Below are 26,163 nucleotides of genomic sequence, written 5' to 3'. Positions count from 1 at the left end.
CTATGCGCCTCCCGTCACGCGCAGCACTTCCTCGAGCGACGTCGCGCCCGACGCGAGCCAGCGCTCGGCGTCGTCGCGCAGCGTGCGCATCCCTTCCGCACGGCCGGCGGCGAGAATCTCGGCATCGGCCGCATTGCGGTGGATCAGCGAGCGGATCGACTCGTCGACCAGCAGCAGTTCGTATACGCCGCGCCGGCCCGAATAACCCGAATGCCCGCACTTGTCGCAGCCGACCGGATGCCACACGGTGCGGCCTTCTTCGTGGCGTTCTTCCTTGCAGACGGGGCAGAGCTGCCGCACGAGCCGCTGCGCGAGCACGCCGAGCAGCGACGAGGCGAGCAGGTAGGGCTCGACGCCCATGTCGGTCAGACGCGTGACGGCCGATGCCGCATCGTTCGTGTGCAGCGTCGCGAGCACGAGGTGGCCCGTCAGCGATGCCTGCACCGCGATCTGCGCGGTTTCGAGGTCGCGGATTTCGCCGATCATGATCACGTCCGGATCCTGGCGCAGGATCGAGCGCAATGCGCGGGCAAAAGTCATCCCGATCCGCTCGTTTACCTGCGTCTGGCCGATGCCGCCGAGGTCGTATTCGATCGGATCCTCGACGGTCATGATGTTGGTCGTCGCCGTTTCGAGCCGCGACATCGACGCATACAGCGTGGTCGTCTTGCCCGAACCCGTCGGGCCCGTGACGAGCACGATGCCGTGCGGGCGCGCGATCAGCTTGTCGAATTGCACGAGCGTGTCGCGGCCCATCCCGAGCGCTTCGAGGTTCAGCCGCTGCGCATCCTTTTCCAGCAGACGCAGCACCGCACGCTCGCCGTGCCCGGTCGGCAGCGTCGACACGCGCACGTCGACCGGCCGGCCGCCGACGCGCAGCGTGATGCGGCCGTCCTGCGGCAAGCGCTTCTCCGCGATGTCGAGCTGCGCCATGATCTTGATCCGCGAGATCAGCGCACCGTGCAGCGCCTTCTTCGGCCGCACGACGTCGCGCAACGTGCCGTCGACGCGAAAGCGCACGACCGATGCGTTCTCGAACGGCTCGATGTGGATGTCCGATGCCTGTTCGCGCGCCGCTTGCGTGAGCAGCGCGTTGATCATCCGGATGATCGGCGCATCGTCTTCCGATTCGAGCAGATCCTCGACTTCGGGGATGTCCTGCATCAGCCGCGACAGGTCGACTTCGCCTTCGACCTCGCCGACCACCTGCGCGGCACTGCCGTCCTGACGTGCGTACGCGTGGTTGATCGCCTGCGCGAGCTCGTCGGCCGGCACGCGATGCACGGAGATCGAGCCGAAGTTGCGCGCGATTTCCGCGAGCGCGGCATCGCTCGTGCGTTCGCTGATCCACACCTCGAGCGTGTCGTCGAGCTGGTGCGCGATCAGCACCTGGCCGTTCTTCGCGAAACCGTACGGCAACAGCCGCGCGGCGAGCGGCGACGGCGGCTGCCGTTCGCCCGGCGTGCCGTCATGGGCGGAGGACGCGAGCACGTCGCTCACTGCGATGCTCCCGGCGTGGCCGTCAGCGGCTGTTGCGGCACCGCCTGCTGCGGCACGCTCTGCGGCTGCGCGGGCGTCGCCTCCGGCAACGGCTGCGCCGGCACCGCCTGGCGCTGCAGCTGCTGGCGACGCATCTTGTCGAGATCGAACAGGTTGCCGGCCGGCGTGCCGCCCTGGCTCGGGCCCAACGGCATCGGCGGGACGACCGGATCGTCCTTGTCGCGGATCACGTTGTTGTCCGACTTGTATGCGCCCGTCACGCCCTGGATGTAGTCATAGCGGTTCGCCGTGACTTCCTGCGCGGTACTGCGGTCGGAGATGATCACCGGGCGCAGGAACACCATCAGGTTGGTCTTCTGGCGGATCTTCGATTCCGAACGGAACAGCTGGCCGATCCACGGAATGTCGCCAAGCAGCGGAACCTTGCTGTTCGATACCTGGTAGTTGTCCTGCATCAAACCGCCCAGCACGATGATCTCGCCGTTGTCAGCCAGGATCGTCGACTGGATCGAGCGCTTCGTGAAGGTCGGGCCGGTCTGCGTGTTGGTGGTACCGTTGACGACCGCCGAATCCTCGGTATAGAGCTGGAGTTTCAGGATCCCGCCGTCGGTGATCTGCGGCTTCACGTGCAGCGTCAGGCCGACGTCGCGGCGATCGTAGGTATTGAACGCACTGTTCGCATTGCCGCTCGTCAGGTTCGAGTACGAACCGGTCGCGATCGGGACGTTCTGGCCGACGACGATCTTCGCTTCCTCGTTGTCGAGCGTGATCAGGTTCGGTGTCGACAGCACGTTCGCGTCGCTCACGCCCGCGAAATATTGCAGCAGCGCACCGAGCCCCTGTACACCGAACATGTTGTGCAGCCAGCCGACGTTCAGCCCCTGGCTCAACTGCCCGAGATTGGCGGCCAGCCCACCTCCGGTGATCCCGCCAGCGGCGTTGGTCAAACCGCCGGCCGTCAGGTTGACAATGCTGTTTCCCAAAGCATTGGCGGCCGTGGGTGCCAGGTTCGTGCCGCCTAGAAACTGGCCGCTCGCCACCTGCCACTGGATGCCGAGGTTGCCCTGCGTGTTCGAGTTCAGCTCGACGATCAGCGCTTCGATATAGACCTGCGCACGCCGCGCGTCGAGCTGGTCGATCACCGAGCGCAGGTTCCGGTAAACCGGATCCGACGCGGTGATGATCAGCGAGTTGGTCGCCGCATCGGCCTGGATCATCCCGCCGGGCTGGTTGTCGTCGCCCTTGTCCTTGTCGCCGCCCAGCAGGCCCGCGGTGCCGAGGCCGCCGCTGCTGCCGGACGAGCCGCCGTACCCCGACGACGACGAAGACGAGCCGCCGAGGCCGCCCGACGGCAGCGGCGGGGTGCCGGACGAGCCGGTCGAGAAGTTGCCGCTCGACGACGAGCCGCCGTTCTGGTTGAAGCTGTTCGCATCGTTGGACGACGCCGACGAGCCGCTGTCGTTGCCGCCGCCCTTGCCGAGCATCCCGCGCAGCGTCTTCGCGAGCTTCACCGCATCGGCGTTGCGCAGCGGCACGACGTGCATGTTGCCCGGCACACCGCTCGGCGCGTCGAGCTGCTGCACGAGCCGCTTGGCAGCCGCGAGGCGCGACGCGCTCGATGCGCGCAGCATCAGCGAGTTGGTGCGCGGGTCGGCCGTGACCGACACCTTCAGCGTGGCGTCGCTGTTGCCGATCGCGCCCGGGTCGAGCATTTTCTGCAGCTGCGCGGCGAGGTCGATCGCGTTCGCGTTGCGCAGCGGAATGACCTGCACCTGCGCGCCCGCGGCGCTATCCACGCCCGCGATGATCTGCGCGATGCGCCGCACATTGTCCGCGTAGTCGGTCACGACGATCGTGTTGTTCGCCGGGTAGGCCGTCACCGTGTTGTTCGGCGAGATCAGCGGCCGCAGCACGGGCAGCAGGTTGTTCGCCGATTCATTGTGCAGCTCGAACACCTGCGTGATCACCTGGTCGCCGCGTGCCTGCGGCGCATTGCCGACGTAGGTCGGCACGCCCTGCAGCTTCGCGTCGGCCTCGGGCACGACCTTCAGCACGCCGTGATCCTGCACGAGCGCGAAGCCCTGCATGCGCAGCGCCGACTGCAGCGTCTTCAGCGCCTGGTCTTCCGGCACCGGACGTTCGGCCACGAGGTTGAGCTGCCCCTTCACACGAGGGTCGACGATGATGGTCTTGCCAGTTGCGGCGCCGATCGCCTTGGCGACCTGGTCGATATCCGCATTCACGAAGTTGAGCGTGACCTGAGCGTAGGCGGCCTGCGAGACGATGATGCCGGCGACGATCAAGGTCGTGGCGACACGCCGCATAACGAAGCGATTTCTTGTCATGGATGAATGGGTCGATGCCGGCTCAGGCCACTTCCGGCGGTAGTGCTGGGATCCAAGTCCGAAAGAGGCGACATTAGCAGTTTTTCATGTCCGAAATATCACATTGATCCGAGGACTGTCTCACATACGACATGTATCCGGCGATCCGTATGCAATATGTAAGATTCGACGCTGTTCTCGGCATGCCGGCCATCGTCCCCGTTTCACGATGAACCGACACGCAAATGCGGTATAACCGGGCTGCCGTATTCCTGTATGTCGCAAGCTGACGGACTGTCGGTATGATACGGGCGGCACGTTTCTCGTCGCACGAATAACAGGCACGGGTTTTCCCGACCCGCACGCAATTTCTTGTCGATTCCGCACCATGAACAGACGGTTCGTTTCGATCGCGTTGATCGCCGCCGGCGCGTGTTTCGCCAGCGCGAACGCTCGCGCGGACTGTTTCGACGAAGCGGCCAGATATCAGCAGGTCAATCCGCTGATCCTGCGCGCGATCGCGTGGCAGGAGTCGCGCAACCGGCCCAATGCGCTAAACAAGAACACGAACGGCTCGGTCGACTACGGCCTGATGCAGATCAATTCGATCCACCTGCCGACGCTGTCGCGCTACGGAATCGGCCGCGACACGCTGATGGAGCCGTGCAAGAACGTCTACATCGCCGCGTGGCATCTCAAGCAGAAGATGAACCGCTACGGCAACACGTGGCAGGCCGTCGGCGCCTATCATTCTGAAACACCGTCGCTGCGCGACAAATATGCGCGGCAGATCGCCGGCATCCTCGCGCAATGGAAGCTGCTGCCGCCCGTGCAGTGACACCGCGCCGCACCGTGGTCCGACGCCGTACCGGCCGGCCGGCGCGCGTTTGATGCACAATGCGGGCTCACGCCGCCATTTCGCCCGTTCGCGGGCCGATCGTGCCCCGGAAGGGCGCCGCGGCCGCTTTTTCAATTTTTCCGTTGGTGCATATCGCTATGAATCCGGCAATGAACCAGCCGTTGCCCGTCACCGTGCTGTCCGGCTTCCTCGGCGCCGGCAAGACCACGCTGCTCAACCACGTCCTGTCGAACCGCGCGGGCCTGAAAGTCGCCGTGATCGTCAACGATCTCGCGGCGGTCAACATCGACGCATCGCTCGTGCGCGACGCGCAGGCGCTGTCGCACGTCGAGGAACGCCTCGTCGAGATGTCGAACGGCTGCATCTGCTGCACGCTGCGCGACGACCTGCTCGTCGAGATCCGCACGCTCGCGTCCGAAGGCCGCTTCGACGCGATCATGATCGAATCGACCGGTATCGCGGAGCCGATGCCGATCGCCGAAACCTTCACGTTCGTCGACGACGACGGCACGTCGCTGTCGGCCGTCGCGCGGCTCGACACGCTCGTCACCGTGGTCGACGCGTACAACTTCCTGCGCGACTACGGCTCGGATGACGCGCTCGCGACGCGCGGCATCGCCGCGTCGGAAGAGGACGATCGCACGCTCGTCGAGCTGCTGATCGAACAGATCGAGTTCTGCGACGTGCTGGTGATCAACAAGGCCGACCTCGTCGACGCCGACGCACTCGCACACCTGCAGCACATCTTCGCGCGACTCAATCCGCGCGCGCACCAGGTCGTGTCGACGTTCGGCAACGTGCCGCTCGACGAAGTGCTGAACACGGGCCGCTTCGATTTCGACGAGGCCGCGAATGCGCCGGGCTGGCTTGCGTCGCTCGATGACGATCGCACGCATTGCGACGACCCGGACTGCCATGACGAACATCATGCGCACGTGCACGGCGAAGCCGACGAATTCGGGATCGGCAATTTTGTTTACCGTGCGCGCCGGCCGTTTCATCCGGCACGACTCTGGGCGCTGCTGCACCAGGAGTGGCCGGGCGTGCTGCGCAGCAAGGGCTTCTTCTGGCTCGCGACGCGCAACGACATCGCGGGTTCGCTGTCGCAGGCGGGCGGCGTATGCCGGCATGGCCCGGCGGGTCTCTGGTGGGCTGCGCAGGATCGCGCGGAATGGCCGGACGACGACGAGCTGCTCGCTGAAATCCGCACCGAATGGCACGGCGATCTCGACGATCGCACGGTGGGTGATCGCCGGCAGGAACTCGTGATGATCGGCATCGCGCTCGACGCGGATGCATGGCGCGCGAAGCTCGACGCGTGCCTGCTCACCGACGCGGAATTCGCGCTCGGCGCGGCGGGATGGCACGCGTTCGACGATCCGTTCCCGGTGTGGGATATCGATTCGCACGACGACGACGATCACGGCAACACGCAGATCGTGCACGCGTAACGCGTCGTAAAAACAACCGTTAAATCTTGCAAGAGGGTCGCGGACTGTGGCAAAAATGCCGCGCGCACCCAACAAAAAACCCGCCGAAAGGCGGGTTTTTCTTGGAACAGGCGCTGGATTAACGCTTGTTGACGGCGTCCTTGAACGCCTTGCCAGCCGTGAACTTGACCGTCTTGGCTGCCGGGATCTTGATGGTTTCGCCGGTCTTCGGGTTGCGGCCCGTACGTGCTGCGCGCTTGCCCGAACCGAAGCTGCCGAAGCCGATCAGCTGAACCGCATCACCCTTCGACACGGCCTTCTTGATAACTTCGAGCAGCGTGTCCAGCGTTTCGCCGGTTTGAGCCTTGCTGGCGCCCGTTTGGGCGGCGACGGCGTCGATCAGTTCCTGTTTGTTCATTAAGGTTCCTTTATCAGGTTAGGTTGACACGAACAGCGCGAACGCGCCGATTATACGTGCGCGAACCGTGCCGTCGAGAGTCAGACTCCGACGACACAGCGCCGAATCCTGGCCCGCGCGACGCGCCCTCCGGTTAGCCGGTGGCCACCCCGCGGTACGGCGTTGCTATGATAGCGCAGCGCAAACCCAATAACGACAAGGGTTTCAAAGATTTTCATCGGTATTTCGCCGAATGAATCATCGACTGCCCGTTTTTTGACCAGCGCCAACCGGACAGGATACGCAGCGCGATCCGCCCGTGCGCCGCCCCGTTGGCATTTTCCAACGACCGGTCGGACGGCTCCGCGCAATCCCTTGCCAGGCTTGGCTGCCACGTTTTTTGTTTCGCATGACCGACCGACTTGTTCCCGCCACGCTCGCGCTTCGCGACGACGGCACGCTCGTCTCGCCCGAGTTCGGCGATCTCCATCGCGGCGCGTCAGCCGCGCTTGCGCATCGCGTGTTCGTCGCGGGCAACGCGCTGCCGGCGCGCTGGCAGGGCCGCCGCACATTCACGATCGTCGCGACGGGATTCGGCGCGGGCGGCAGCTTCCTCGCGGCCTGGGCCGCGTGGCGCGACGATCCCGCGCGCTGCGAGCGGCTGCATTTTGTCGCAGTCGAACCGCATCCGTTCTCGCGCGATGACCTGCGCCGCGCCACTTCGCATATAGTTGCGAACACAACCATCTCGGCAGATGTCGATGCACTCACCGACGCGTGGCCGATGCTCGTACCAGGCCTGCATCGGCTCGAATTCGACGAAGGGCGCGTGGTGCTCACGCTCGCGTTCGGCGACGCGATCGACATGCTGGGAAAGATCGTCGCGCGCGCCGACGCGTTCTGTCTCGACGGCTTCGCGTCGTCGAGCGACGCGGATCTCCACTCGACCGACGTGGTCCGCGCACTCTCGAAAATCGCCGGCGAACACGCCACGTTTGCAACGCATGCGCGTTCCGACGTGTTGAAACACGCACTCGGCAAAGCGGGTTTCACGTATCGCGAGGTCGACGATGTGCTCGTCGGCGAATATGCGCCGCGTTGGCGCGCGCGCCGGCACGAACCGCCGCTCGCACTGCCCGTCGCGACGCGCCGCGCGATCGTGATCGGTGCGGGCCTGGCCGGCTGCGCGGTCGTCGAACGCCTGGCCGCGCGCGGCTGGGATGTCACGCTGATCGAGCGGCACGACCGGATCGCGGGCGAAGCGTCGGGCAATCCGGCCGGCGTTTTCCATCCGCTGATGACACGCGACGACAACGTCGCGAGCCGCCTCACGCGCGGCGGCTTCCTGCATGCGATTGCACGCTGGCGCGCACTCGAACGCTCGGGCCACACGTTTGCGCGCAGCACGCACGGGATGATCCATCTCGCCGAATCGGCCGACGACTTCGAACGGATGCGCGATGCATTCGATGCGTTCGGCGCACCGTCCGACTATGTCTCGCTGCTTGACGTCGATGCCGCGCGCGCGCATCTGAACCTGCCGGTCGCGCAGGGCGGCCTGCTGTTTCCGCACGGCGGCGCCGTCTGGCCGGCCGGCCTTTGCGCGGCTCAATACGCGGCAGCCGGCGAGCGCGTGCGCTTGCTCGCGTCCACCAGCGTTGCAAAACTCGAACGGCGGGGCGACGCATGGCATGCACTGGACGAGGCAGGCGGCACGCTGGCCGAAGCGCCCGTCGTCGTGCTCGCGAACGCCGGCGACGCCGCGCGTCTCGCCGGGCTGCAGCATGTCGCGCTGCAACCGGTGCGTGGCCAGCTCACGTTGCTGCCCCCCGGCAGCACGGCACCGCTGCCGTGCCCGACGATCGGCGACGGTTACGCGGTGCCGCTCGACGACGGCACGCTGCTGATCGGCGCGACGTTCGAACCCGACGACGTCGATCCTGCGATGCGCGCGGCGGGCCACCTCGAAAACCTCGAGCGCGTCCGGCATCTGCTGCCGGGCCTGATCGGCGACCTGCCGGATCCCGCCACGCTGCGCGGCCGCGTGGCGTTCCGCTGGGTCGTCGGCGACCGTCTGCCGCTGCTCGGCCCGCTCGCCGACGAAGCGGGCGCCATCGCCAACGCGCGCGCACTGGGCGGTGCGCAGGCACGCGACCTGCCGCGCCTGCCCGGACTCTACGGCGCATTCGGCTTCGGCTCGCGCGGCCTCGTCTGGGCCGCGCTCGGCGCCGAGCTGATCGCCTCGCAACTCGAAGGCGAACCGTGGCCGCTCGAACGTGAACTCGCCGATGCCGTCGATCCCGCACGCTTCCTGATCCGCGCGTTGCGCGCGCGCCGCGTCGGCCAGGCCGGCTGACTGCTCACCCGAGCCGCTCACAGTTTCCCGACTTTTTCGCGCAAGGTTATCCACTCGACACTGTGGATAACCGCGCGGAATCCGCGCGCACTTCGTGTGCAATCACAGTGGACGTAAACTGGGCAACTCGGCACAGCTGTGAAACGGCCCGAAAGTTGCTCAACTCAAACCTCTGTGCACAAACAGTCTGTGCAACGGGTTATGGGCTCCCCAACGCGTTGATCTGTCGACGTAAACCGAAGTTATCCACAGAACTGTGCGTCCTTTGTTAACTTCTACTACGTATATATACAAGTAAACCTTTGAAACCAAAGACCTGCGGTGCCGCACAGCGCCGCGAGTCGAATCAATGGGTTCCAGACCGAAAAAGCTGTGGCACAATCGGTTTCCTTCGCGTTCATCCGGCCAGGCGCCGGACATGCTTCAATGGAACGGTCGGCACGATTTCGAATCTGAATCTTCGAGACTGCGCAGTCCGTTCACACACCAGGCCGACAATCCAGATCGGCAACCTGAACGACTTTCCGCCCTGTGGCGGAAAAGGCGGATCCCATGTCCCGCCGTCGTCGACACAGCAATCACATTCGGGGCGATACCCAGCCGGCGCGCATCCATTTCTGACGCTTGACCCCGCGTCGCTGGCGGTTGCTTCCAAAGGAGAAGTCACCACGATGAAGTCGGCGTTCTCATTCCTGCCCAACTGGCCGCTCACGCCGGATGCCGTGTTCTGGGCGGGGCTCGCGCTGTTCGCGGCCGGCCTGTGTGGCGAGCTTTGCTATCGCGCATGGCGTCTGCCTCGCATCACCGGTTATGCGGTGATCGGTCTCATCGCCGGTTCGTTCGGATTCGGCGTGATCGATGCAAGCACCGACGAAACCTCGCGGCTCTTGATCGACGTCGCGCTCGGCCTGCTGCTGTTCGAGCTCGGCAGCCGCCTCGACCTGCGCTGGATCCGGCGCAATCCGTGGCTCGTCGCGTCGAGCCTCGCCGAAGCCACGCTGACGTTCGTGCTGGTGCTGTTCGCGATGCTCGCACTCGGGGTATCGGGAATGGTCGCGCTCGTGCTGTCGGCGATCGCGATCGCGACGTCGCCGTCGATGGTGATCCAGCTGAAGACCGAACTGCGCGCGGAAGGGCAGGTGTCGCAACGCCTCATCACGCTCACCGCGCTCAACAGCGTCTATGCGATCGTGCTGACCAAGCTCGTGACGAGCTGGCTCCATCAGGAAGCGTACGGCAACGTTTTCGCGACGATCCTGCAGCCGCTCTACCTGATCGCCGGTTCGTTCATCGTCGCGTATCTCGTCGCGCGTTCGTGCAACTACCTGTTCCGCCACATGACCGCGACGATGCGCGACGAGCATTCGTTCGTCGCCTTGTTCGGGCTCGTGATGCTCGCGATCGCCGTCGCCCAGGCGCTGAAGCTGTCGACGCTGCTCACGCTGCTGCTCGCCGGCATCATCGTGAAGAACCTCGAGGCGCGCCCGCAACTGTGGCCCGAGCATTTCGGCACGGCCGGCTGGCTGCTGACGGTGATCCTGTTCGTGCTCACGCTCACGTCGTTCACGTGGGGCGACATCGCGCTCGGCGGGTTGCTCGCGATCGTGCTGATCGTCACGCGGCTCGTCGCGAAGCTGGCCGGCGTCGTCGCGTTCGCGAAGCCGAGCGGCATCGGGATGAAGCAGGGCATCGCGCTCGGCATCGCGCTCACGCCGATGTCCGCGCTGTCGTACCTGCTCGTCGACGACACCTACCAGCTCTATCCGAATTTCGACCCGCACCTGCGCGCGATCGTGATGTGCACGATCGTGATCCTGCAGCTCGTCAGCCCGTTCATCGTCTACCGCTGCCTGTCGGCGGTCGGTGAGCGCAGCGACAGCAACTGATTCCGGAACCTGCCATGGCACTCGAAACCTTCGTCAATTCCGAGCCGTTCACGTTCGGCGTCGAACTGGAGATCCAGGTCGTCAACACGCACAACTACGACCTGACCAAAGCGGCCTCCGACCTGATGCGCCTGATCCAGGGCGAGACCTTTCCGGGCAACATCACGCCGGAAATCACCGAGAGCATGATCGAGCTGTCGACCGGCATCTGCCATTCGCACGAGCAGGCCGTCACCGAACTGCACGCGATCCGCGACGTGCTCGTGAAGGCGGCCGACCAGCTCAACGTCGGGCTGGCCGGCGGCGGCACGCATGCGTTCCAGCAATGGAGCGACCGGCAGATCTACGATGCGCCGCGCTTCCAGTACATCTCCGAGCTGTACGGCTATCTCGCCAAGCAGTTCACCGTGTTCGGCCAGCACGTGCACATCGGCTGCCCCGATCCCGACAGCGCGCTGTTCCTGCTGCACTCGATGTCGCGCTTCATTCCGCACTTCATTGCGCTGTCGGCATCGTCGCCGTTCGTGCAGAACGTCGACACCGGCTTCCATTCGGCACGCCTGAATTCGGTGTTCGCGTTCCCGCTGTCGGGCCGCGCGCCGTTCGTGCTGACCTGGGACAGCTTCGAGGAGTACTTCACGAAGATGGTGAACACCGGCGTCGTCAACTCGATGAAGGACTTCTACTGGGATATCCGCCCGAAGCCCGGCTACGGGACGATCGAGGTGCGCGTGATGGACACGCCGCTGTCGGTCGACCGTGCGGCGGCGATCGCCTGCTACATCCAAACGCTCGCGCGCTACCTGCTGACTGACCGGCCGCTGAAGCTGTCGGAAGACGACTACCTCGTCTACACGTTCAACCGTTTCGAGGCGTGCCGCTTCGGGCTCGAGGGCACCTGCGTGAATCCTCAGACGGGTGAGCGCCGCACGATCGCGGAAGACATCCTCGACACGCTCGACCGGATCGCGCCGCATGCGGCCGCGCTCGGTTCCCGCGCGGCGCTCGACGAGATCGGCGCGCAGGCCAAGGCGCGCGTGAACGACGCATCGTGGTTGAGAACCGTTTTCAAACAGGAAAAATCGCTCAATGAGACGGTCCGCCAGCAGTGCTTACGTTGGCGCGAGTGAAAAAATGTTTTGCAGATTACGGGCTCGACCGAGTGGCGATTCACTGAACGACGGGCGGCCTCGATTGAGGCCGAAATCGTTGCCGGTTGTCCTGAAAATCTGTGGATAACTTGATATTCCGCTGCAAAGTCAACGATCTGTGCGCGGGATAACCCGGTGGATCATTGCGGTCGGCCCGATGGCCGATCCGAACAGGAAAATGTCCGTTCGCACCGTTCCGCGGGCGTTCGGCATTGCAGGCACAACGAAAAATTTCGGTTATCCAGCGATTTTCCACAGAATGAAGGGGATAACTTAGCTGTGCGATTTTCCGCTCTCGCTTAGAATGTCGGCTTTGCGGACACCGGAACGACGCGTGTCTTACCGGTCGCCGCGAACGCGACCGCCGCGTGTGCCCTCGCGACGGCCGTGCTGACGCACTCGCAAGAGCGTGTCTGTTTTGAGATAGACATTCGATCTCCACACTACGGCCGCTCGGCAAACCGGGCGGCGGCAAAGCGAAAAGACTATGAGCGAAGGCGTTTACGGGAATCAGGCTTCGGGACGTGTGACCCACAGCCTGCTGCGGTTGAGTACGGCCATGCGGAGCCAGGCATGGGATTGGGCGGAAGGCGCTGGCCTGACGCCGACGCAGGGCGAGATTCTCGTGCTGCTGCTGCAGCGCAAGGGCCCGATGCGGCTCGGCGAGATCGCGCGCGAGACGCAGCTGACCGCTGCGACCACGAGCGATGCCGTCAGCACGCTCGAGACCAAGGGTCTCGTCGAGAAGCGCCGTGCGCTGGACGACGGCCGCGCGCTGGCCGTGCGCCTGTCGGCCCGTGGCCGGACGGCCGCGAAGAAGGCGCTGCAATGGCCTGAATTCCTGACGAAAGCCGTCGGCAAGCTCGGCGCGGACGAGCAGGGCGCACTGTACCGCGCGCTGCTGAAGACGCTGCGCGAACTGCAGGTGGCCGGTGCGACGCCGCCGCAGCGCATGTGCGTGACGTGCGCCCACTTTCAGCCGGGCAAGCTGTCGAAGAAGACCGTGCATCACTGCGCGGCGCTCGACATCTCGATGTCCGACAGCGACCTGCGTCTCGACTGCTCGGTGCAGGAAGAAGCCGACGCGGCGACGCAGAAGAAGACCTGGAAGATTTTCGCAGGCTGACGTCCGTCGATCGACCGGGAGGCCGATGATGAACGCTGAAGTCGTGGCGATCCGCCACGTGCATTTCGAGGATCTCGGGAGCTTCGAGCAGGTGCTCGGCGAACGGGGCCGGCGGGTGCGGTACGTTGACGTCGGGTCGTCGCGGGTCGAAGTGCTCGACGTGCTCGAGCCATCGCTTCTCGTCGTGCTCGGCGGGCCGCTCAGCGTGTACGACGATGCGCAGTATCCGACGATCGCGCCGCTCACGGCGCTCGTGCGCAATCGCATCGACGCGGGCCTGCCGATCCTCGGCATCTGCCTCGGCGCGCAGTTCATCGCCCGGGCGCTCGGTGCGCGCGTCTGTCCGGCCGCGCAGCACGAACTCGGCTGGGCGCCGCTGACGCTCACCGACGCCGGCCGCGCATCGCCGTTGCGCCATCTCGACGCTGCGGCGACGTCGATGCTGCACTGGCATGGCGACACGTTCGACCTGCCGGGCGGTGCGATGCATCTCGCGTCGACACCGGCCTGCCGTCACCAGGCATTCGCATGGGGCCAGCATGTGCTGGCGCTGCAATGCCATCCGGAAATCCGCACCGACCGCTTCGAACCGTGGCTGATCGCGAACGCCGGCGAAATCGCGGCGACGCCCGGCATCGACGCGCGCCAGTTGCGGGCCGATACCGCACAGCACGGCCCCGCGCTCGAGGCGGCCGCACGACGCATGTTCGCGGAGTGGCTCGACAGCGTCGGACTCTGACGCTGCCAGTCGCGGCGCCGTTCGCCGCGGAGGGGTTGCCCGGCCCGCATCCGTTGCAGGCCGGCGCATCGTCGTTTGCGTCGCGTTTGCCGCGTCGCCGGCCACCCGCCGCGGCCCGTTCCTGACCGTCCGCTTACTGCCGGGTGCGCCGTCAGCACGCTTCCGGCCTGCGTGCTACGCTCGTTCGCTCTTTCCTTTCCTGGCGAGCGGCCTCCATGACTGCGCTGTTTTCCCCGTTCACGCTGCGCGGCGTGACCCTTCCGAACCGGATCGTGATCTCCCCGATGTGCCAGTATTCGGCCGAGCGCGGAGAAGCGACCGATTGGCACATGATTCACCTCGGCCATCTCGCGCTGTCGGGCGCGGGGCTGCTCTGCATCGAGGCGACCGCGGTGGAACCCGACGGGCGCATCACGCATGGCGACCTCGGCCTCTGGGACGACGTGACCGAAGCCGCGCTGAAGCCCGTGCTGGCCGCGATCCGCAAGCATTCGCCGGTCCGCGTCGCGATGCAGTTGTCGCATGCGGGGCGCAAGGCGTCGAGCAACGTGCCGTGGCAGGGCGGTCAGCTCGTGTCCGTCGCCGACGGCGGCTGGTTGCCGCATGCGCCGTCGGCCGTGCCGCACAAGGATGGCGAGACGCCGCCGCTCGCACTCGATGCCGCCGGCCTGAACCGGATCCGCGAAGCGTTCGCGGCGTCGGCGAAGCGGGCCGCGCGGCTCGGCATCGACGCAATCGAGGTGCACGCGGCGCACGGCTACCTGCTGCACCAGTTCCTGTCGCCGCTCGCGAACCAGCGCACCGACGAATACGGCGGCTCGCTCGAAAACCGGATGCGCTTTCCGCTCGAGATCTTCGAGATCGTGCGCGCGGCGTTTCCGGAGGACCGGCCGGTCGGCGTGCGCGTGTCCGCGACCGACTGGGTCGAAGGCGGCTGGGAGCTCGACGATACGATTGCATTCGCGCACGAACTGAAGCGTCGCGGCTGCGACTGGATCGACGTGTCGTCCGGCGGCGTGTCGCCGCTGCAGAAGATTCCGCTGTCACCCGGCTACCAGGTGCCGTTCGCGCAGGCGGTGAAGCGCGCGGTCGGCATGCCGACGTTTGCCGTCGGCCTGATCAACGAGCCCGCGCATGCGAACCGGCTCATCGAGGCCGGCGATGCCGATTTCATCGCGATGGCGCGCGCGATGCTGTACGACCCGCGCTGGCCGTGGCACGCGGCGGCCGAGCTCGGCGCGCAGGTGACGGCGCCGCCGCAATACTGGCGTTCGCAGCCGCGCGAGCACAAGGCGTTGTTCGGCGACATCGCATTCGGCCAGCGTTGAGCGCCGAGCGCGCAATATTGCGCGTGATGTTGAACGAAGCAATCGCGAACGTGTAGGATGCGGGTGATTCGCCGCATGCCCGACGCGGCACCGACCGGTGCCGCGTTTTCGTTTTGCGCGACGCCAGGCTGCGACCGCGGCCGCCTTCCATTCAAGTCGTCTTCACAAGGATTCGTTCGATGAGTTCACGCAGGATCGCGGTGCGCCGCTCGGGAGTACACGGCAAGGGCGTGTTCGCCGTGGCGCCGATCAAGGCCGGCGAGCGCGTAGTGGAATACAAGGGCGAGCGAATTTCGTGGAAGGAAGCGCTGCGCCGTCACCCGCACGACCCGAGTGAACCGAACCATACGTTCTACTTCGCACTCGACGAGGGCGGGGTGATCGACGGCAAGATCGACGGCAACAGCGCGCGCTGGATCAACCATTCGTGCGCGCCGAACTGCGAAGCCGAGGAAGTCAAAGGCCGCGTATACATCCACGCGCTGCGCGACATCGGGGCGGAAGAGGAGCTGTTCTACGACTACGGCCTCGTGATCGATGCGAAGCTGACGAAGACGCTCAAGCGCGAATACGCGTGCCATTGCGGCGCGGCGTCGTGCCGCGGCACGCTGCTCGCGACGTCCGACGATGGCGGGAAGAAGAAAAAGAAGAAGGACAAGAAGGACGGCAAGTCCGAGTCCCGGTCGAAGGACAAGAAAAGCAAGAAGTGACGCAGGCGGCAGCGCATCGTGCGCTGCCGTTTCAGCGGCCGGCTGCCGCGTCGCGCAGCCGTGCTCGCCGCGTTCCTCATCCGGCACGCGGCCCGACCAGCGGCCGGCGCGCCGCGAATCGCTCAGTGCGTCGGCGCGGCGGCCGGTGTTTCGCTGGCCGGCTTCTCGGTGCGCGCGGTCAGCGGCACCCTCACCACGAAGCGCGAGCCGCCTTCCGATGCATCCTCGTACGATACGGTGCCGCCGTGCATCGCGATGATGTCGTGCACGATCGCGAGGCCGAGCCCGGCGCCCGTCTCGACACCGTTGCCGTTTTGCGCGTCGCCGCGGAAGAAACGCTTGAACAGGTCGGCCTGCTGGTTGGCGGGCACGCCGGGGCCGTTGTCCTCGACGACGATCTCGGCGGCCGACTGGCCGTCCTCGAGCGCGCCACGTGCGACGTTCACCGTGATCCGCGCGCCATCCGGCCGCGCGAGCGGCACGTACTTCAGCGCATTGTCGAGCAGGTTCGCGATGACCTCGCGCAACAGCACGGGATTGCCGCGCACGATCAGTTTTTCGTCGTCACCCGGATCGTCGGTGCGCTGGAAGCCGAGGTCGACGTGCGACGCGAGTGCGCGCGGCACCCATTCGGCACCCGTCTCGAACGCCATCCCCGCGAGGTCGACGTCGACGAACCGTGCGGCCTGTTCGCCCGGTTCCGCACGGGCGAGCGACAGCAACTGGTTGGACAGCCGTACCGCGCGGTCGGCGGCGGCGCGGAGTTCGCGCACCGCGGCGAGGGTCTGGTGCGGGTCACGCGCCACGGCTGCCTGCTCGGCGTGCAGCTTCACGGCCGTCAGCGGCGTGCGCAACTGGTGCGCAGCGTCGGCGATGAACTTGCGCTGCGCGTCGAGCGCGGTCTTCAGGCGGCCGAGCAGCGCGTTCATCGCGCTCGTCAGTGGCCGGATCTCCAGCGGCACCTCGGTTTCGTCGACCGGTTCCAGCGACGTGTGGGTCTGCCGGTTCAGCGAATCGGCCAGGTGCGTGAGCGGGCCGAGCTGCTGGTTCACGACGCGCCACACGATGCCCCAGCCCGCGAGCAGCAGCAGCAGCAGCGGCATCATGATCGCGACGAGGAATTCGGCCGCGATCCGGTAGCGGTGCCGCACCGGTTGCGCGACCTCGACGACCATCGGCTTGCCGCCGTCGACGTCGTCGACGCGCACCTGCGCAACCCGTACCGCGCGGTTGTCGTATTCGGCCTCGAATACGTATGCGTGATGCATGCGGCGCACGTTGATGCCCTGCAGCGGCAGCTTCGGATCGCCGGCGAGTTCCTGTTCGCCGTCGCTGATCCGGTAGATCAGCGCTTCGGCGGGATCGGAGAACATCGCCTGCGCGAGCGGCGGCACCGTGAACGGTGCATCGGGGCCGGCGATCTGGATCTGTTTGGAGATGGCGGTGGCGAGATCGGCGAGCGAGCGGTCGATCACGTGCTGCGTGTATTGCCACGCGAGCCAGTAGGCAATCAGGCCGCTCATCAGCGCGAGCATCGACAGCGGGGCGGCGAGGCGCCGAAGCAGCGAGCGGCGCAGGCTGGTGGTCACAGCCGGATCAGGAGACATTTCGACGGGCAAATGGATAAGCGCCGCTCACGGGGAGCGGCGCGGTCTTGCGCCGGACGGCGACGCGGGCAGGGCGGCACGCCGGCGCACAAGGCCGGCCGGCGCGCGGGCACTGCCGCTCAGACGCTCGCGGTCTGGCGGATTTCCTGCAGCAGGTAGCCGAAGCCGCGCACCGTGACGATCTCGACACGGCACTGCTCGAGTTTCTTGCGGACGCGGTGCACGTAGACTTCGATCGCGGTGTCGCCGAGATCGCCGCCGAAGTGCGTGAGGTGATCCTGCAGCTGGGCCTTGCTAACGACGCGGCCGTGACGCAGCAGCAGCATCTCGAGCACCGCGAATTCGCGCGGCGACAGTTCGAGCGGCTTGTCGTCGTTGAAGATGCGGCGGTCGACGCCCGACAGGCGGACGCCGCCGAGCGACACTTCCGGACGCGGCATGTCGCTGTGCGGGCCGCTGCGGCGCATCACCGCGCGGATGCGCGCTTCGAGCTCGGCCGGCTCGAACGGCTTGAGCATGTAGTCGTCGGCGCCCGAGTTCAGGCCCTGGATCCGGTCGTTCAGCTCGTCGCGTGCGGTCAGCACGATGACGGGCGTGTGGCGGTTGGTCTGGCGGAAACGCGTGAGCAGCGTCATCCCGTCGATGCCCGGCAGACCGAGGTCGAGGATCACGAGTTCGTGGCGGTTCTGAGCCAGCGCCTGTTCGGCAAAGATGCCGTCATGCACCATGTCGACGGTGAAGCCAGCCTGCTCGAGGCTGCTCTGGATACCGCGTGCGATGGGGCGGTCGTCTTCAATCAGAAGGAGTCGCATGAAGTTCGCTCAAGTACAATGGGTTGGCGGTTCAGGCACGCGGACAGCACGACGCCGTTTCCACAGGGGCGCCGCAACACCTGACATCAAGCATGGCGGCCAGCGAACGATTAAATCCAAACATGTCCGATATTTCGATCAACGACCTAGAAGCCGCGATCAATTTCTGGCGCGCCCGCTCGCCGTCGAGCGGCGACGAACTCAAACTCTGCGAAGAGGCCAGCGCGCTTTCCAAGCCGTATGCGCTGCTGATTGTACAGCGCGAAAGCGCGCTGCAACTGGAAGGTTTGGACCCCAAGGCACGGAAAGCCTACGAGACTTACGTGCGCCTTAAGGATGGCTTGGAAAGCTGAAGGCTTCCGCTGACTACATCCTAGAAAACGTTCATCGAAATGAAAAGTTGACGCGCCGCGCATCGAAAGACGCGCGGCGGTAGAGGAAGGCCTCAGGCGGCCGGTTGCGCGTGCGCGCCGGCACGGTCGATGAACAGCGCCAGTTCGATGTCGCGTTCGGTCAGGCCGTCGGCATCGTGGGTCGACAGCGTGACGTCGACACGGTTGTACACGTTGAACCATTCCGGATGGTGGTTCATTTCCTGCGCCTTGATCGCGACGCGCGTCATGAAGCCGAATGCTTCGTTGAAATCGGCGAAGCGCAGGCTGCGCTGGATTGCGTCGCGGCCCGGTACGGCCGTCCAGAGCGGCAGGCCTTCGAGCCGGGTCTTGCGTTCTTCTGATGTGAGCTTGTGGATCATCTTGCACCTCTCGGTCGGTAACGGCGCCCGCGCGCGGCTGCGCCGCGCGGCGAAGCCGGCACCGGTCATTGTTTCATAGTTGTGGGAAGGCAATCGGGAGACCGGCAGCGGCGCGCTGCGGCGCCCGCGCGCGTCACGCGTCGGCGTCGTCGGGCCAGCCTTCGCCCGTGCCGCGATGCAGCACGCGATCGCTATCGAGCACTGCGCCGGCCGCGAACTCGGGCAGCGTCGCCAGCCGGTCGGCCAGCGCACGGCCGTCGACGTCGGCCAGCGCGAACAGCTGCGAGAAATCGTCGATCACGAAGTAGGTCTTCTGGAACGTGTCGATCCGGTACTGCGTGCGCATCACGCGCTCGAGGTCGAAGCCGAGCCGGTTCGGCGCCGCGCTTTCGAGGCTGTACAGGCTTTCGCCCTTGCTCGACACGATCCCCGCGCCGTAGATCGACAGCCCGTTCGTGCCGCGCGGGTCGCGGATCAGCCCGAATTCCACCGTATACCAGTAGAGCCGCGCGAGGCGCGCCAGCGCCGCTTCGTCGTCGGCGACCGCGAGTGCGGTGCGGCCGTACGCCTGCATGTAGTCGGCGAACACCGGATCGATCAGCAGCGGCACGTGGCCGAACAGGTCGTGGAAGCAGTCGGGTTCCTGCAGGTAGTCGAGCTGGTCGGGGCGGCGCATCCACCAGGTGACCGGGAAGCGCCGGTTCGCCAGGTGCTCGAAGAACACGCGGTCGGGCACGAGGCCCGGCACGGCGACGATCTCCCAGCCGGTGGCCGGCTTCAACTGGCGGTTCACGTCGGCGAACGACGGCACGCGATCGGCCGGCAGGTCGATCTTCCCGAGCCCCGCGACGAACGCGTCGCACGCGCGACCGCGCAGCAGCGCCGACTGGCGTGCATAGAGCTGTTTCCACACCGCGTGGTCGACCTGGCCGTAGCGCGCGAGCGGCTGGTCGATGGTGAAATCGGCGCGGGTTTCGAGGCCCGCATCGAACTGCTCCTGCAGTTTCGCGGTGACGACGGTGGACATGATCTGGCTCTGCACGTGGCGGTTGGGAACCATGCAAGTGTAGAGCGGGCTGCGCGCGGAATGGGCGCAATGTTGGCGCTGATTCGCTCGATGATGCGATAATCGCGCATCAAATCACGAATAAATGCGGAGAATACTCATGCTGGAACTCGATCACTTCGATCTCGCGCTGCTGGACGTGCTGCAGCGCTTCGGCCGCGCGACGCATCAGCAGCTCGGTGAGGAGGTGCCGCTGTCGCCGTCGCAGATCGGCCGGCGGCTGCAGCGGCTCGAGGCGGCCGGCGTGATCGAAGGCTACCGCGTGATGCTGCGCCCCGAAAAGCTCGGGCTCGGCGTCACCGCGTTCACGAGCCTCAAGCTCAAGCACCATGGCGATTCGATCATCGAGCAGTTCCAGCAGCAGATTGACGTGCTGCCCGAAGTGCTCGAATGCCATGCGGTGGTGGGCGACGCCGACTACCTGCTGCGGATCGTCGCGCCGGACCTGAACGCGCTGTCGCAGTTCGTGATGAAGAAGCTGATGCGCGTGCCGGGCGTCGACAGCGTGCGCTCGAACATCGTGCTGACGACGTTCAAGCGCAACGGCGCGTTGCCGCTCGCGCACCTGGCGCCCGGCGCCGCCTGACGCGGCGGCAGGGTTGGAGGCGGCGCGGGTTGCGCCGCCGTAGGGCAGGGCCGGATCAGGCCGTTTCGTGCGGCGTGTCGGCGTTCAGCAGGTCGACGTAGGCGACCGCGACGAGATCGTCCTGCGACACGCCGAGCTTCGCGAACACGTCGTGCGCTTCGGCTTCGCCGCCGGCCTCGTCGTCATCGGGGCCGAGCACGACTTCCAGTTCGATGAAATCGCCGAGGCCGTCGACGCGGTCGAGGTGGATGCGCGTGCGGCCCACGAGATACACGTGCCGTTCCTTCGTCACGATCCCACGCGTGGTCAGCGCGGTGGCGAGCAGCGCGTGCATCGCGTCGGGGTTCGTCACCGGGCTGCGCGTGTAGTACGACGCCTTCGGGCCGTCGCGGTCGTCGCGCTGGTAGAAGATCAGTTCGGCCGGCGTGCCGTCCTCGAAGCGGCGCAGCTTCAGCCGGCCGCGCGGCACGTCATAGAAGAAATCCTGCTGGCGATAGAACAGCGGCGCTTCGGTCGCGAGCTTGGCCGCCTGCTCGCGCAGGTGGTCGAATTCGCGGGCGCGGGCTTTGATCTCGATGTTGCGGGCCATGCGGGTCTCCTTCAATCGGGGTCTCGCGGTGTGCGAACGCACAATCTAGCAAAAACGCGGAGACGGTGGCGTGACGACGCGCGGGGGGCATGGCGAGATGACGCGTGCAGGCCGCGCCGCGCCGTCTTCAGCACCGCTCATACCGCCCACTGGGCTTCGATGAGCCGCAGCGCCGCCGCGATCGCCGGTTCGTCGCGCCGCTCGGCGAGCGCCACGAACGTCAGTTCGGTCGGCACCGTCACGCGTTCGACGATCGTCAGCGCATGCGCGTGCGCTTCGGCCAGCGCGGTCGAGTCGCGCGCGAGCGTCAAGCCGATGCCCGATTTGACGAGATCGAGCATCGACTGCTCCTGGTCGACCTCGGCAACCTTGACCGGCTGCGCGCCGGCATCCGCGAAGCGCCGCGACAGCAGCCGGTGGTGCGCGGATGCCGGCGGCGTCCAGATCCACGGCAGCGCGGCGAGCGCGCGCCAGTCGTGCGCTCGCTGCACGCGCTCCCTCCAGCCGGCCGGCGCGAGCACGCGGTACTGGAAATGCGTGAGCGTGACGGTGTGGAACAGCGCACCGTCGAGTGGATCGTCCTCGCCCGGCCGGCCGATGTAGTAGCCGACGTCGAGCGCCTGCGTGCGCACCTGTTCGATCACCCAGCCCGACATCCCGTGCCGCAGTGCGGTTTCGATCTGCGGATGGGTTTCGACGAGCGCGCGCAGGAAGCCGCCGAGCCGCAGGAAGCCCGGATCGAGGATCGTGCCGATCCGCAGCCGGCCGCGCACCTCGTGCCGCAGCGCAGCAGCGGCGCGCTGCACGTCGGCGGCCGCGGCGAGCGCCCGTTCCGCATGCGGCAGCAGCGTCTGCCCGTCGCGCGTGAGCGCGAGCCCGCGCGACGTGCGGGTAAACAGCGTGACGCCGAGCGTTTCCTGCAGATGCTTGATCTGCAGGCTGACGGCTGGCTGTGTCAGGTGCAGGTGTATGGCGGCGCGCGTCAGGTTGCCTTCGCGCGCGACCGTCGCGAACGCGCGGAGCAGGGTGAGATCCATCGTCGTGATATGAGCGCAGCTTATAACGCAGTTCAGCATAACTCATTGGATCGGCGGGCGGCTGCCGGAGTACGCTTCATCGGTCGTGGCGCGGGGCCGCAAGCGCGGCGGGCGACGCACTATGCTGGAAATGACGCGCGCGGTATCGCGCCGCGTGACAGGAGACAACATGACTACCCAACGCACGCTAGAAGGCGAATTCGATTACGTGATCGTCGGTGCGGGCACCGCGGGCTGCGTGCTCGCGAACCGCCTGACCGAAGATCCCGACATCCACGTGCTGCTGCTCGAAGCGGGCGGCAAGGACGACTATCACTGGATCCACATCCCGGTCGGCTATCTGTATTGCATCGGCAACCCGCGCACCGACTGGCTGTACAAGACGCAACCGGAAGCCGCGCTCAACGGCCGTGCGCTGTCGTATCCGCGCGGCCGCGTGCTCGGCGGCTGCTCGTCGATCAACGGGATGATCTACATGCGCGGCCAGCGCGAGGATTACGACAGCTGGGCGCAGGAAACCGGCGACGCCGGCTGGTCGTGGGACAGCGTGCTGCCGATCTTCAAGCGCAGCGAGGATCACCATGCAGGCGCGAGCGACGCGCACGGCGCGGGCGGTTACTGGCGCGTCGAGAAGCAGCGGCTGCGCTGGGAGATCCTCGAATCGTTCGCGCAGGCCGCGCAGCAGACGGGCATCCCGGCAACCGACGATTTCAACCGCGGCGACAATACCGGGGTCGGCTATTTCGAGGTGAACCAGAAGCGCGGCGTGCGCTGGAATACGTCGAAGGCGTTCCTGCGGCCCGCGATGGCGCGCCCGAACCTGACCGTGATCACCGGCGCGCAGGCGCAGCGCGTGATTTTCGACGGGCGGCGCGCGGTGGGCGTCGAGTATCGCGGCGGCGGCACCGATTACGTCGCGCGAGCGCGCTCGGAGGTGCTGCTGACGTCCGGCGCGGTGAATTCGCCGCAGCTCCTCGAACTGTCGGGCGTCGGCGATGGCCGGCGGCTCCAGGCGCTCGGCATCGACGTCGTGCAGGATCTGCCGGGCGTCGGCGAAAACCTGCAGGATCACCTGCAATTGCGGATGGCGTTTCGCGTCGAAGGCGTGCGCACGCTCAACACGCTGTCCGCGCACTGGTGGGGCAAGCTGATGATCGGCGCCGAATATGCGTTGCTGCAGCGCGGGCCGATGTCGATGGCGCCGTCGCAGCTCGGCGCGTTCGCGAAATCCGATCCCGACGATCCCGCCCTCACGCGCCCCGATCTCGAATACCACGTGCAGCCGCTGTCGCTCGAACGCTTCGGCGAGCCGCTGCACAGCTTCAACGCGTTTACGGCGTCCGTGTGCCATCTGCGGCCGACGTCGCGCGGCAGCGTGCATATCGCGAGCGCCGATCCGGGCGCGGCACCCGCGATCGCGCCGAACTATCTGTCGACCGACCACGATCGCCACGTCGCCGCGAACGCGCTGCGCCTCACGCGCCGGATCGCGTCCGCGCCGGCGCTCGCGCGCTATCGCCCCGAGGAAATCCTGCCGGGCCTGCAGTACCGGAGCGAAGCCGAGCTGATCGAGGCGGCCGGCGCGGTCGGCACGACGATCTTCCATCCGGTCGGCACCTGCCGGATGGGGCGTGCCGACGATGAACGCGCGGTGGTCGACAGCCGGTTGCGCGTGCGCGGCATCGCCGGGCTGCGGATCGTCGACGCGTCGGTGATGCCGTTCATTACGTCGGGCAATACCAATTCGCCGACGCTGATGATCGCCGAACGCGCGAGCGACATGATCCGTGCCGATCGACGCGCGGCGCGTGAAGCGACGCCGGTGCGCACGGAGGCCGCGGTGACAGCCGCGTGACGAAACGCTGACACGCACGACAGCGGGCCGTTACGATGCCGCCCGCTGATTCGCTATGCGAAACAAGCTGTCGTTGCAGCGCCGGTGCCGATGGCGCCGATTGTGCCGGTTCGCCGGCAAGATCCATGCAAGCCGTGCAGTCGCACGGCTTTTTTGTTGCGTGCGTGCCGGGCCGTGCGGAAGGGCGACGGACGATGATGCACGTGTCAAAAAAGCAGGGTGAAAAACCGTGCACAGCCGCGCGCGACATGGCGGCCAGCCCTATAAGTGCAAATCCCGATGATTGCACTGCACCAACGGCGAGACAATGTGGCGCAGTGTGCATACGCGTCGGCGCGGGAGACCACCCTCGAGGCGTAACACGGCGCCCGGGGCAGCCCGCTCATCCGCTGACCTGTTTCGCGGACGCTTCTCGCGAATCTTCCCGGTGCTTCGCCTGACTTCGTACGGAAGGGAACATGATTCTCGGCGACACGATTCTGGAAACACGCGGACTGACCAAGGAATTCAGGGGTTTCACGGCCGTCAACGGCGTGAACCTGCGTGTGCGTCGCGGTGCGATCCATGCGTTGATCGGACCGAACGGCGCGGGCAAGACGACCTGCTTCAACCTCCTCACCAAGTTCCTGACGCCGACGGCCGGCCAGATCGTCTTCAACGGGATCGACATCACCGACGAGCGGCCCGCGCAGGTGGCGCGGCGCGGCATCATCCGCTCGTTCCAGATCTCGGCCGTGTTCCCGCACCTGACCGCGCTGCAGAACGTGCGCATCGGCCTGCAGCGCGCGCTTGGCACCGAATTCCATTTCTGGCGCAGCGAACGCACGCTGAAGCGGCTCGATGACCGCGCGATGGACCTGCTCACGCAGGTCGGCCTCACCGATTTCGCGCAGGTGCCGACCGTCGAGCTCGCGTACGGCCGTAAGCGCGCGCTGGAGATCGCGACCACGCTCGCGATGGAGCCCGAACTGATGCTGCTCGACGAGCCCACGCAGGGGATGGGCCACGAGGACGTCGACCGCGTGACCGCGCTGATCAAGAAGGTGGCGAGCGGCCGCACGATCCTGATGGTCGAGCACAACATGAACGTGATCGCGGGCATCTCCGACACGATCACCGTCCTGCAACGCGGCGAGGTGCTCGCCGAAGGCTCGTATGCGGAAGTGTCGAAGAATCCGCTCGTGATCGAGGCCTACATGGGCAGCGCCGACGCGGCGCTCGCGGGGGCGCACGCATGAAGCACAGCGCACGGGAGGAACGCGAATTGAGCGGCGTCGAAAGCGGCACGCCCGCGCTGGAGATCACGGGCCTGGAGGCCTGGTACGGGGAATCCCACATATTGCACGGTGTCGACCTGACAGTGCATCGCGGCGAGGTCGTCACGCTGCTCGGCCGTAACGGCGCGGGCCGCACAACGACGCTGCGCGCGATCATGGGCCTCACGGGCCGCCGCAGCGGGTCGATCAAGGTCGCGGGCAACGAAACGATCGGCCTTGCGACGCACCGCATCGCGCATTTCGGCGTCGGCTACTGCCCGGAGGAGCGCGGGATCTTCTCGAGCCTGTCGTGCGAGGAGAACCTGATGCTGCCGCCGCCGATCGGGCCGCGCGACCACGCGATGTCGATCGACGAGATCTACACGATGTTCCCGAACCTCGCGTCGCGCCGGCAGAGCCAGGGCACGCGCCTGTCCGGCGGCGAGCAGCAGATGCTCGCGGTCGCGCGGATCCTGCGCACCGGCGCGAACCTGCTGCTGCTCGACGAGATTTCCGAAGGCCTCGCACCGGTGATCGTGCAGGCGCTTGCGCGGATGATCGTCGCGCTGAAGGCACGCGGCTACACGATCGTGATGGTCGAACAGAATTTCCGCTTCGCCGCGCCGCTCGCCGACCGGTTCTACGTGATGGAGCACGGCAACATCGTCGAACATTTCCAGGCGGCCGAACTGGAAAGCAAGATGCCGACCCTGCACGACCTGCTCGGGGTGTGACGCCGCCCCGTCTCTCTTGCCGCTAGCCGTGGCGGCTTCGAACAACCACAACGCATCAGAA

At 66.4% G+C, this 26,163-nt stretch carries 23 protein-coding genes; 14 read left to right on the top strand and 9 right to left on the bottom strand.

The window, feature by feature from the left end:
- Complete coding sequence (gene gspE / locus QZM67_RS24145; RefSeq protein ID WP_301807111.1) at positions 1 to 1,500, bottom strand: type II secretion system ATPase GspE; 1,500 nt, start codon at positions 1,498 to 1,500, stop codon at positions 1 to 3.
- Positions 1,497 to 3,845 carry a type II secretion system secretin GspD gene (gene gspD / locus QZM67_RS24140; RefSeq protein WP_301807108.1) on the bottom strand — a complete coding sequence of 783 codons (2,349 nt, stop codon included), beginning with the start codon at positions 3,843 to 3,845 and terminating at the stop codon, positions 1,497 to 1,499. Before gspD ends, gspE begins: the two co-directional genes overlap by 4 nt.
- Before the next feature lie 367 nt (positions 3,846 to 4,212).
- Here gspD and QZM67_RS24135 point away from each other — a divergent pair, with 367 nt between their 5' ends.
- Positions 4,213 to 4,662, top strand: coding sequence for a lytic transglycosylase domain-containing protein (locus QZM67_RS24135; RefSeq protein WP_043184837.1), 450 nt, complete (start codon positions 4,213 to 4,215; stop codon positions 4,660 to 4,662).
- Between the two features lie 158 nt (positions 4,663 to 4,820).
- Entirely contained in the window at positions 4,821 to 6,134 is a 1,314-nt protein-coding gene (locus QZM67_RS24130) for a GTP-binding protein (protein WP_043184838.1), read from the top strand.
- A 118-nt stretch (positions 6,135 to 6,252) separates the two neighbouring features.
- Here the strand turns inward: QZM67_RS24130 and QZM67_RS24125 are convergent, their stop codons facing one another.
- On the bottom strand, positions 6,253 to 6,531 hold the full coding sequence (locus QZM67_RS24125; protein ID WP_006401505.1) for an HU family DNA-binding protein: 279 nt from the start codon (positions 6,529 to 6,531) through the stop codon (positions 6,253 to 6,255).
- A gap of 388 nt (positions 6,532 to 6,919) precedes the next feature.
- Here QZM67_RS24125 and mnmC point away from each other — a divergent pair, with 388 nt between their 5' ends.
- The 7 genes from mnmC to QZM67_RS24090 all read left to right on the top strand — a co-directional run bounded on the left by mnmC (position 6,920) and on the right by QZM67_RS24090 (position 15,806).
- The gene (gene mnmC, locus QZM67_RS24120; protein ID WP_301807106.1) at positions 6,920 to 8,866 is read left to right on the top strand and encodes a bifunctional tRNA (5-methylaminomethyl-2-thiouridine)(34)-methyltransferase MnmD/FAD-dependent 5-carboxymethylaminomethyl-2-thiouridine(34) oxidoreductase MnmC; all 1,947 of its coding nucleotides are present in this window, start codon (positions 6,920 to 6,922) and stop codon (positions 8,864 to 8,866) included.
- Positions 8,867 to 9,537: 671 nt separating this feature from the next.
- Positions 9,538 to 10,752, top strand: a complete 1,215-nt coding sequence (locus QZM67_RS24115; protein WP_175023477.1) for a cation:proton antiporter — start codon at positions 9,538 to 9,540, stop codon at positions 10,750 to 10,752.
- Between the two features lie 14 nt (positions 10,753 to 10,766).
- Positions 10,767 to 11,882 (top strand): YbdK family carboxylate-amine ligase, encoded by a 1,116-nt coding sequence (locus QZM67_RS24110; protein WP_043184841.1) that lies wholly within the window; start codon positions 10,767 to 10,769, stop codon positions 11,880 to 11,882.
- 508 nt (positions 11,883 to 12,390) lie between these two features.
- Positions 12,391 to 13,029 (top strand): MarR family winged helix-turn-helix transcriptional regulator, encoded by a 639-nt coding sequence (locus QZM67_RS24105; RefSeq protein ID WP_043184842.1) that lies wholly within the window; start codon positions 12,391 to 12,393, stop codon positions 13,027 to 13,029.
- A 28-nt stretch (positions 13,030 to 13,057) separates the two neighbouring features.
- A complete protein-coding gene (locus tag QZM67_RS24100) occupies positions 13,058 to 13,768 on the top strand; it encodes a glutamine amidotransferase (RefSeq protein ID WP_301807102.1) in 711 nt (236 codons plus the stop codon).
- Between the two features lie 215 nt (positions 13,769 to 13,983).
- A complete protein-coding gene (locus QZM67_RS24095; protein WP_043184843.1) occupies positions 13,984 to 15,096 on the top strand; it encodes an NADH:flavin oxidoreductase/NADH oxidase in 1,113 nt (370 codons plus the stop codon).
- A 179-nt stretch (positions 15,097 to 15,275) separates the two neighbouring features.
- The gene (locus QZM67_RS24090) at positions 15,276 to 15,806 is read left to right on the top strand and encodes an SET domain-containing protein (protein WP_175023475.1); all 531 of its coding nucleotides are present in this window, start codon (positions 15,276 to 15,278) and stop codon (positions 15,804 to 15,806) included.
- A 122-nt stretch (positions 15,807 to 15,928) separates the two neighbouring features.
- Here QZM67_RS24090 and QZM67_RS24085 read toward each other — a convergent pair whose 3' ends face one another.
- Together QZM67_RS24085 and QZM67_RS24080 are read right to left on the bottom strand one after the other, a co-directional pair.
- Positions 15,929 to 17,413 carry a sensor histidine kinase gene (locus tag QZM67_RS24085; RefSeq protein WP_301807099.1) on the bottom strand — a complete coding sequence of 495 codons (1,485 nt, stop codon included), beginning with the start codon at positions 17,411 to 17,413 and terminating at the stop codon, positions 15,929 to 15,931.
- 119 nt (positions 17,414 to 17,532) lie between these two features.
- Positions 17,533 to 18,225, bottom strand: coding sequence for a response regulator transcription factor (locus QZM67_RS24080; protein ID WP_006401494.1), 693 nt, complete (start codon positions 18,223 to 18,225; stop codon positions 17,533 to 17,535).
- Between the two features lie 122 nt (positions 18,226 to 18,347).
- Between QZM67_RS24080 and QZM67_RS24075 the strand changes: the two genes are divergently transcribed.
- On the top strand, positions 18,348 to 18,578 hold the full coding sequence (locus QZM67_RS24075) for a DUF3717 domain-containing protein (protein WP_034183818.1): 231 nt from the start codon (positions 18,348 to 18,350) through the stop codon (positions 18,576 to 18,578).
- 92 nt (positions 18,579 to 18,670) lie between these two features.
- Here QZM67_RS24075 and QZM67_RS24070 read toward each other — a convergent pair whose 3' ends face one another.
- The gene (locus QZM67_RS24070; protein WP_039352208.1) at positions 18,671 to 18,979 is read right to left on the bottom strand and encodes a 4a-hydroxytetrahydrobiopterin dehydratase; all 309 of its coding nucleotides are present in this window, start codon (positions 18,977 to 18,979) and stop codon (positions 18,671 to 18,673) included.
- 133 nt (positions 18,980 to 19,112) lie between these two features.
- On the bottom strand, positions 19,113 to 20,006 hold the full coding sequence (phhA, locus tag QZM67_RS24065) for a phenylalanine 4-monooxygenase (RefSeq protein WP_222106646.1): 894 nt from the start codon (positions 20,004 to 20,006) through the stop codon (positions 19,113 to 19,115).
- Between the two features lie 139 nt (positions 20,007 to 20,145).
- On the opposite strand from phhA, the gene QZM67_RS24060 reads away from it, so the two are divergent.
- A complete protein-coding gene (locus QZM67_RS24060; protein ID WP_006408082.1) occupies positions 20,146 to 20,631 on the top strand; it encodes an Lrp/AsnC family transcriptional regulator in 486 nt (161 codons plus the stop codon).
- A 55-nt stretch (positions 20,632 to 20,686) separates the two neighbouring features.
- Here the strand turns inward: QZM67_RS24060 and QZM67_RS24055 are convergent, their stop codons facing one another.
- Together QZM67_RS24055 and QZM67_RS24050 are read right to left on the bottom strand one after the other, a co-directional pair.
- Positions 20,687 to 21,220: a class IV adenylate cyclase gene (locus QZM67_RS24055; RefSeq protein ID WP_301807096.1), complete on the bottom strand. Its 534-nt coding sequence runs from the start codon at positions 21,218 to 21,220 to the stop codon at positions 20,687 to 20,689.
- Between the two features lie 137 nt (positions 21,221 to 21,357).
- Positions 21,358 to 22,257, bottom strand: a complete 900-nt coding sequence (locus QZM67_RS24050; RefSeq protein ID WP_301807094.1) for a LysR family transcriptional regulator — start codon at positions 22,255 to 22,257, stop codon at positions 21,358 to 21,360.
- Between the two features lie 169 nt (positions 22,258 to 22,426).
- Here QZM67_RS24050 and QZM67_RS24045 point away from each other — a divergent pair, with 169 nt between their 5' ends.
- The 3 genes from QZM67_RS24045 to QZM67_RS24035 all read left to right on the top strand — a co-directional run bounded on the left by QZM67_RS24045 (position 22,427) and on the right by QZM67_RS24035 (position 26,102).
- Positions 22,427 to 24,112 (top strand): GMC family oxidoreductase, encoded by a 1,686-nt coding sequence (locus tag QZM67_RS24045; protein ID WP_301807092.1) that lies wholly within the window; start codon positions 22,427 to 22,429, stop codon positions 24,110 to 24,112.
- A 458-nt stretch (positions 24,113 to 24,570) separates the two neighbouring features.
- The gene (locus QZM67_RS24040; RefSeq protein WP_021160426.1) at positions 24,571 to 25,350 is read left to right on the top strand and encodes an ABC transporter ATP-binding protein; all 780 of its coding nucleotides are present in this window, start codon (positions 24,571 to 24,573) and stop codon (positions 25,348 to 25,350) included.
- A complete protein-coding gene (locus tag QZM67_RS24035) occupies positions 25,347 to 26,102 on the top strand; it encodes an ABC transporter ATP-binding protein (protein ID WP_175023470.1) in 756 nt (251 codons plus the stop codon). The genes QZM67_RS24040 and QZM67_RS24035 overlap by 4 nt, the downstream gene beginning before the upstream one ends.
- The last annotated feature ends 61 nt before the right edge of the window (positions 26,103 to 26,163 follow it).

Source organism: Burkholderia sp. AU45251, assembly GCF_030482905.1.
Classification (GTDB): Bacteria; Pseudomonadota; Gammaproteobacteria; order Burkholderiales; family Burkholderiaceae; genus Burkholderia; species Burkholderia aenigmatica.
Note: the sequence above shows the minus strand (reverse complement) of the source record. Positions and strands in the feature narration are given on the sequence as shown.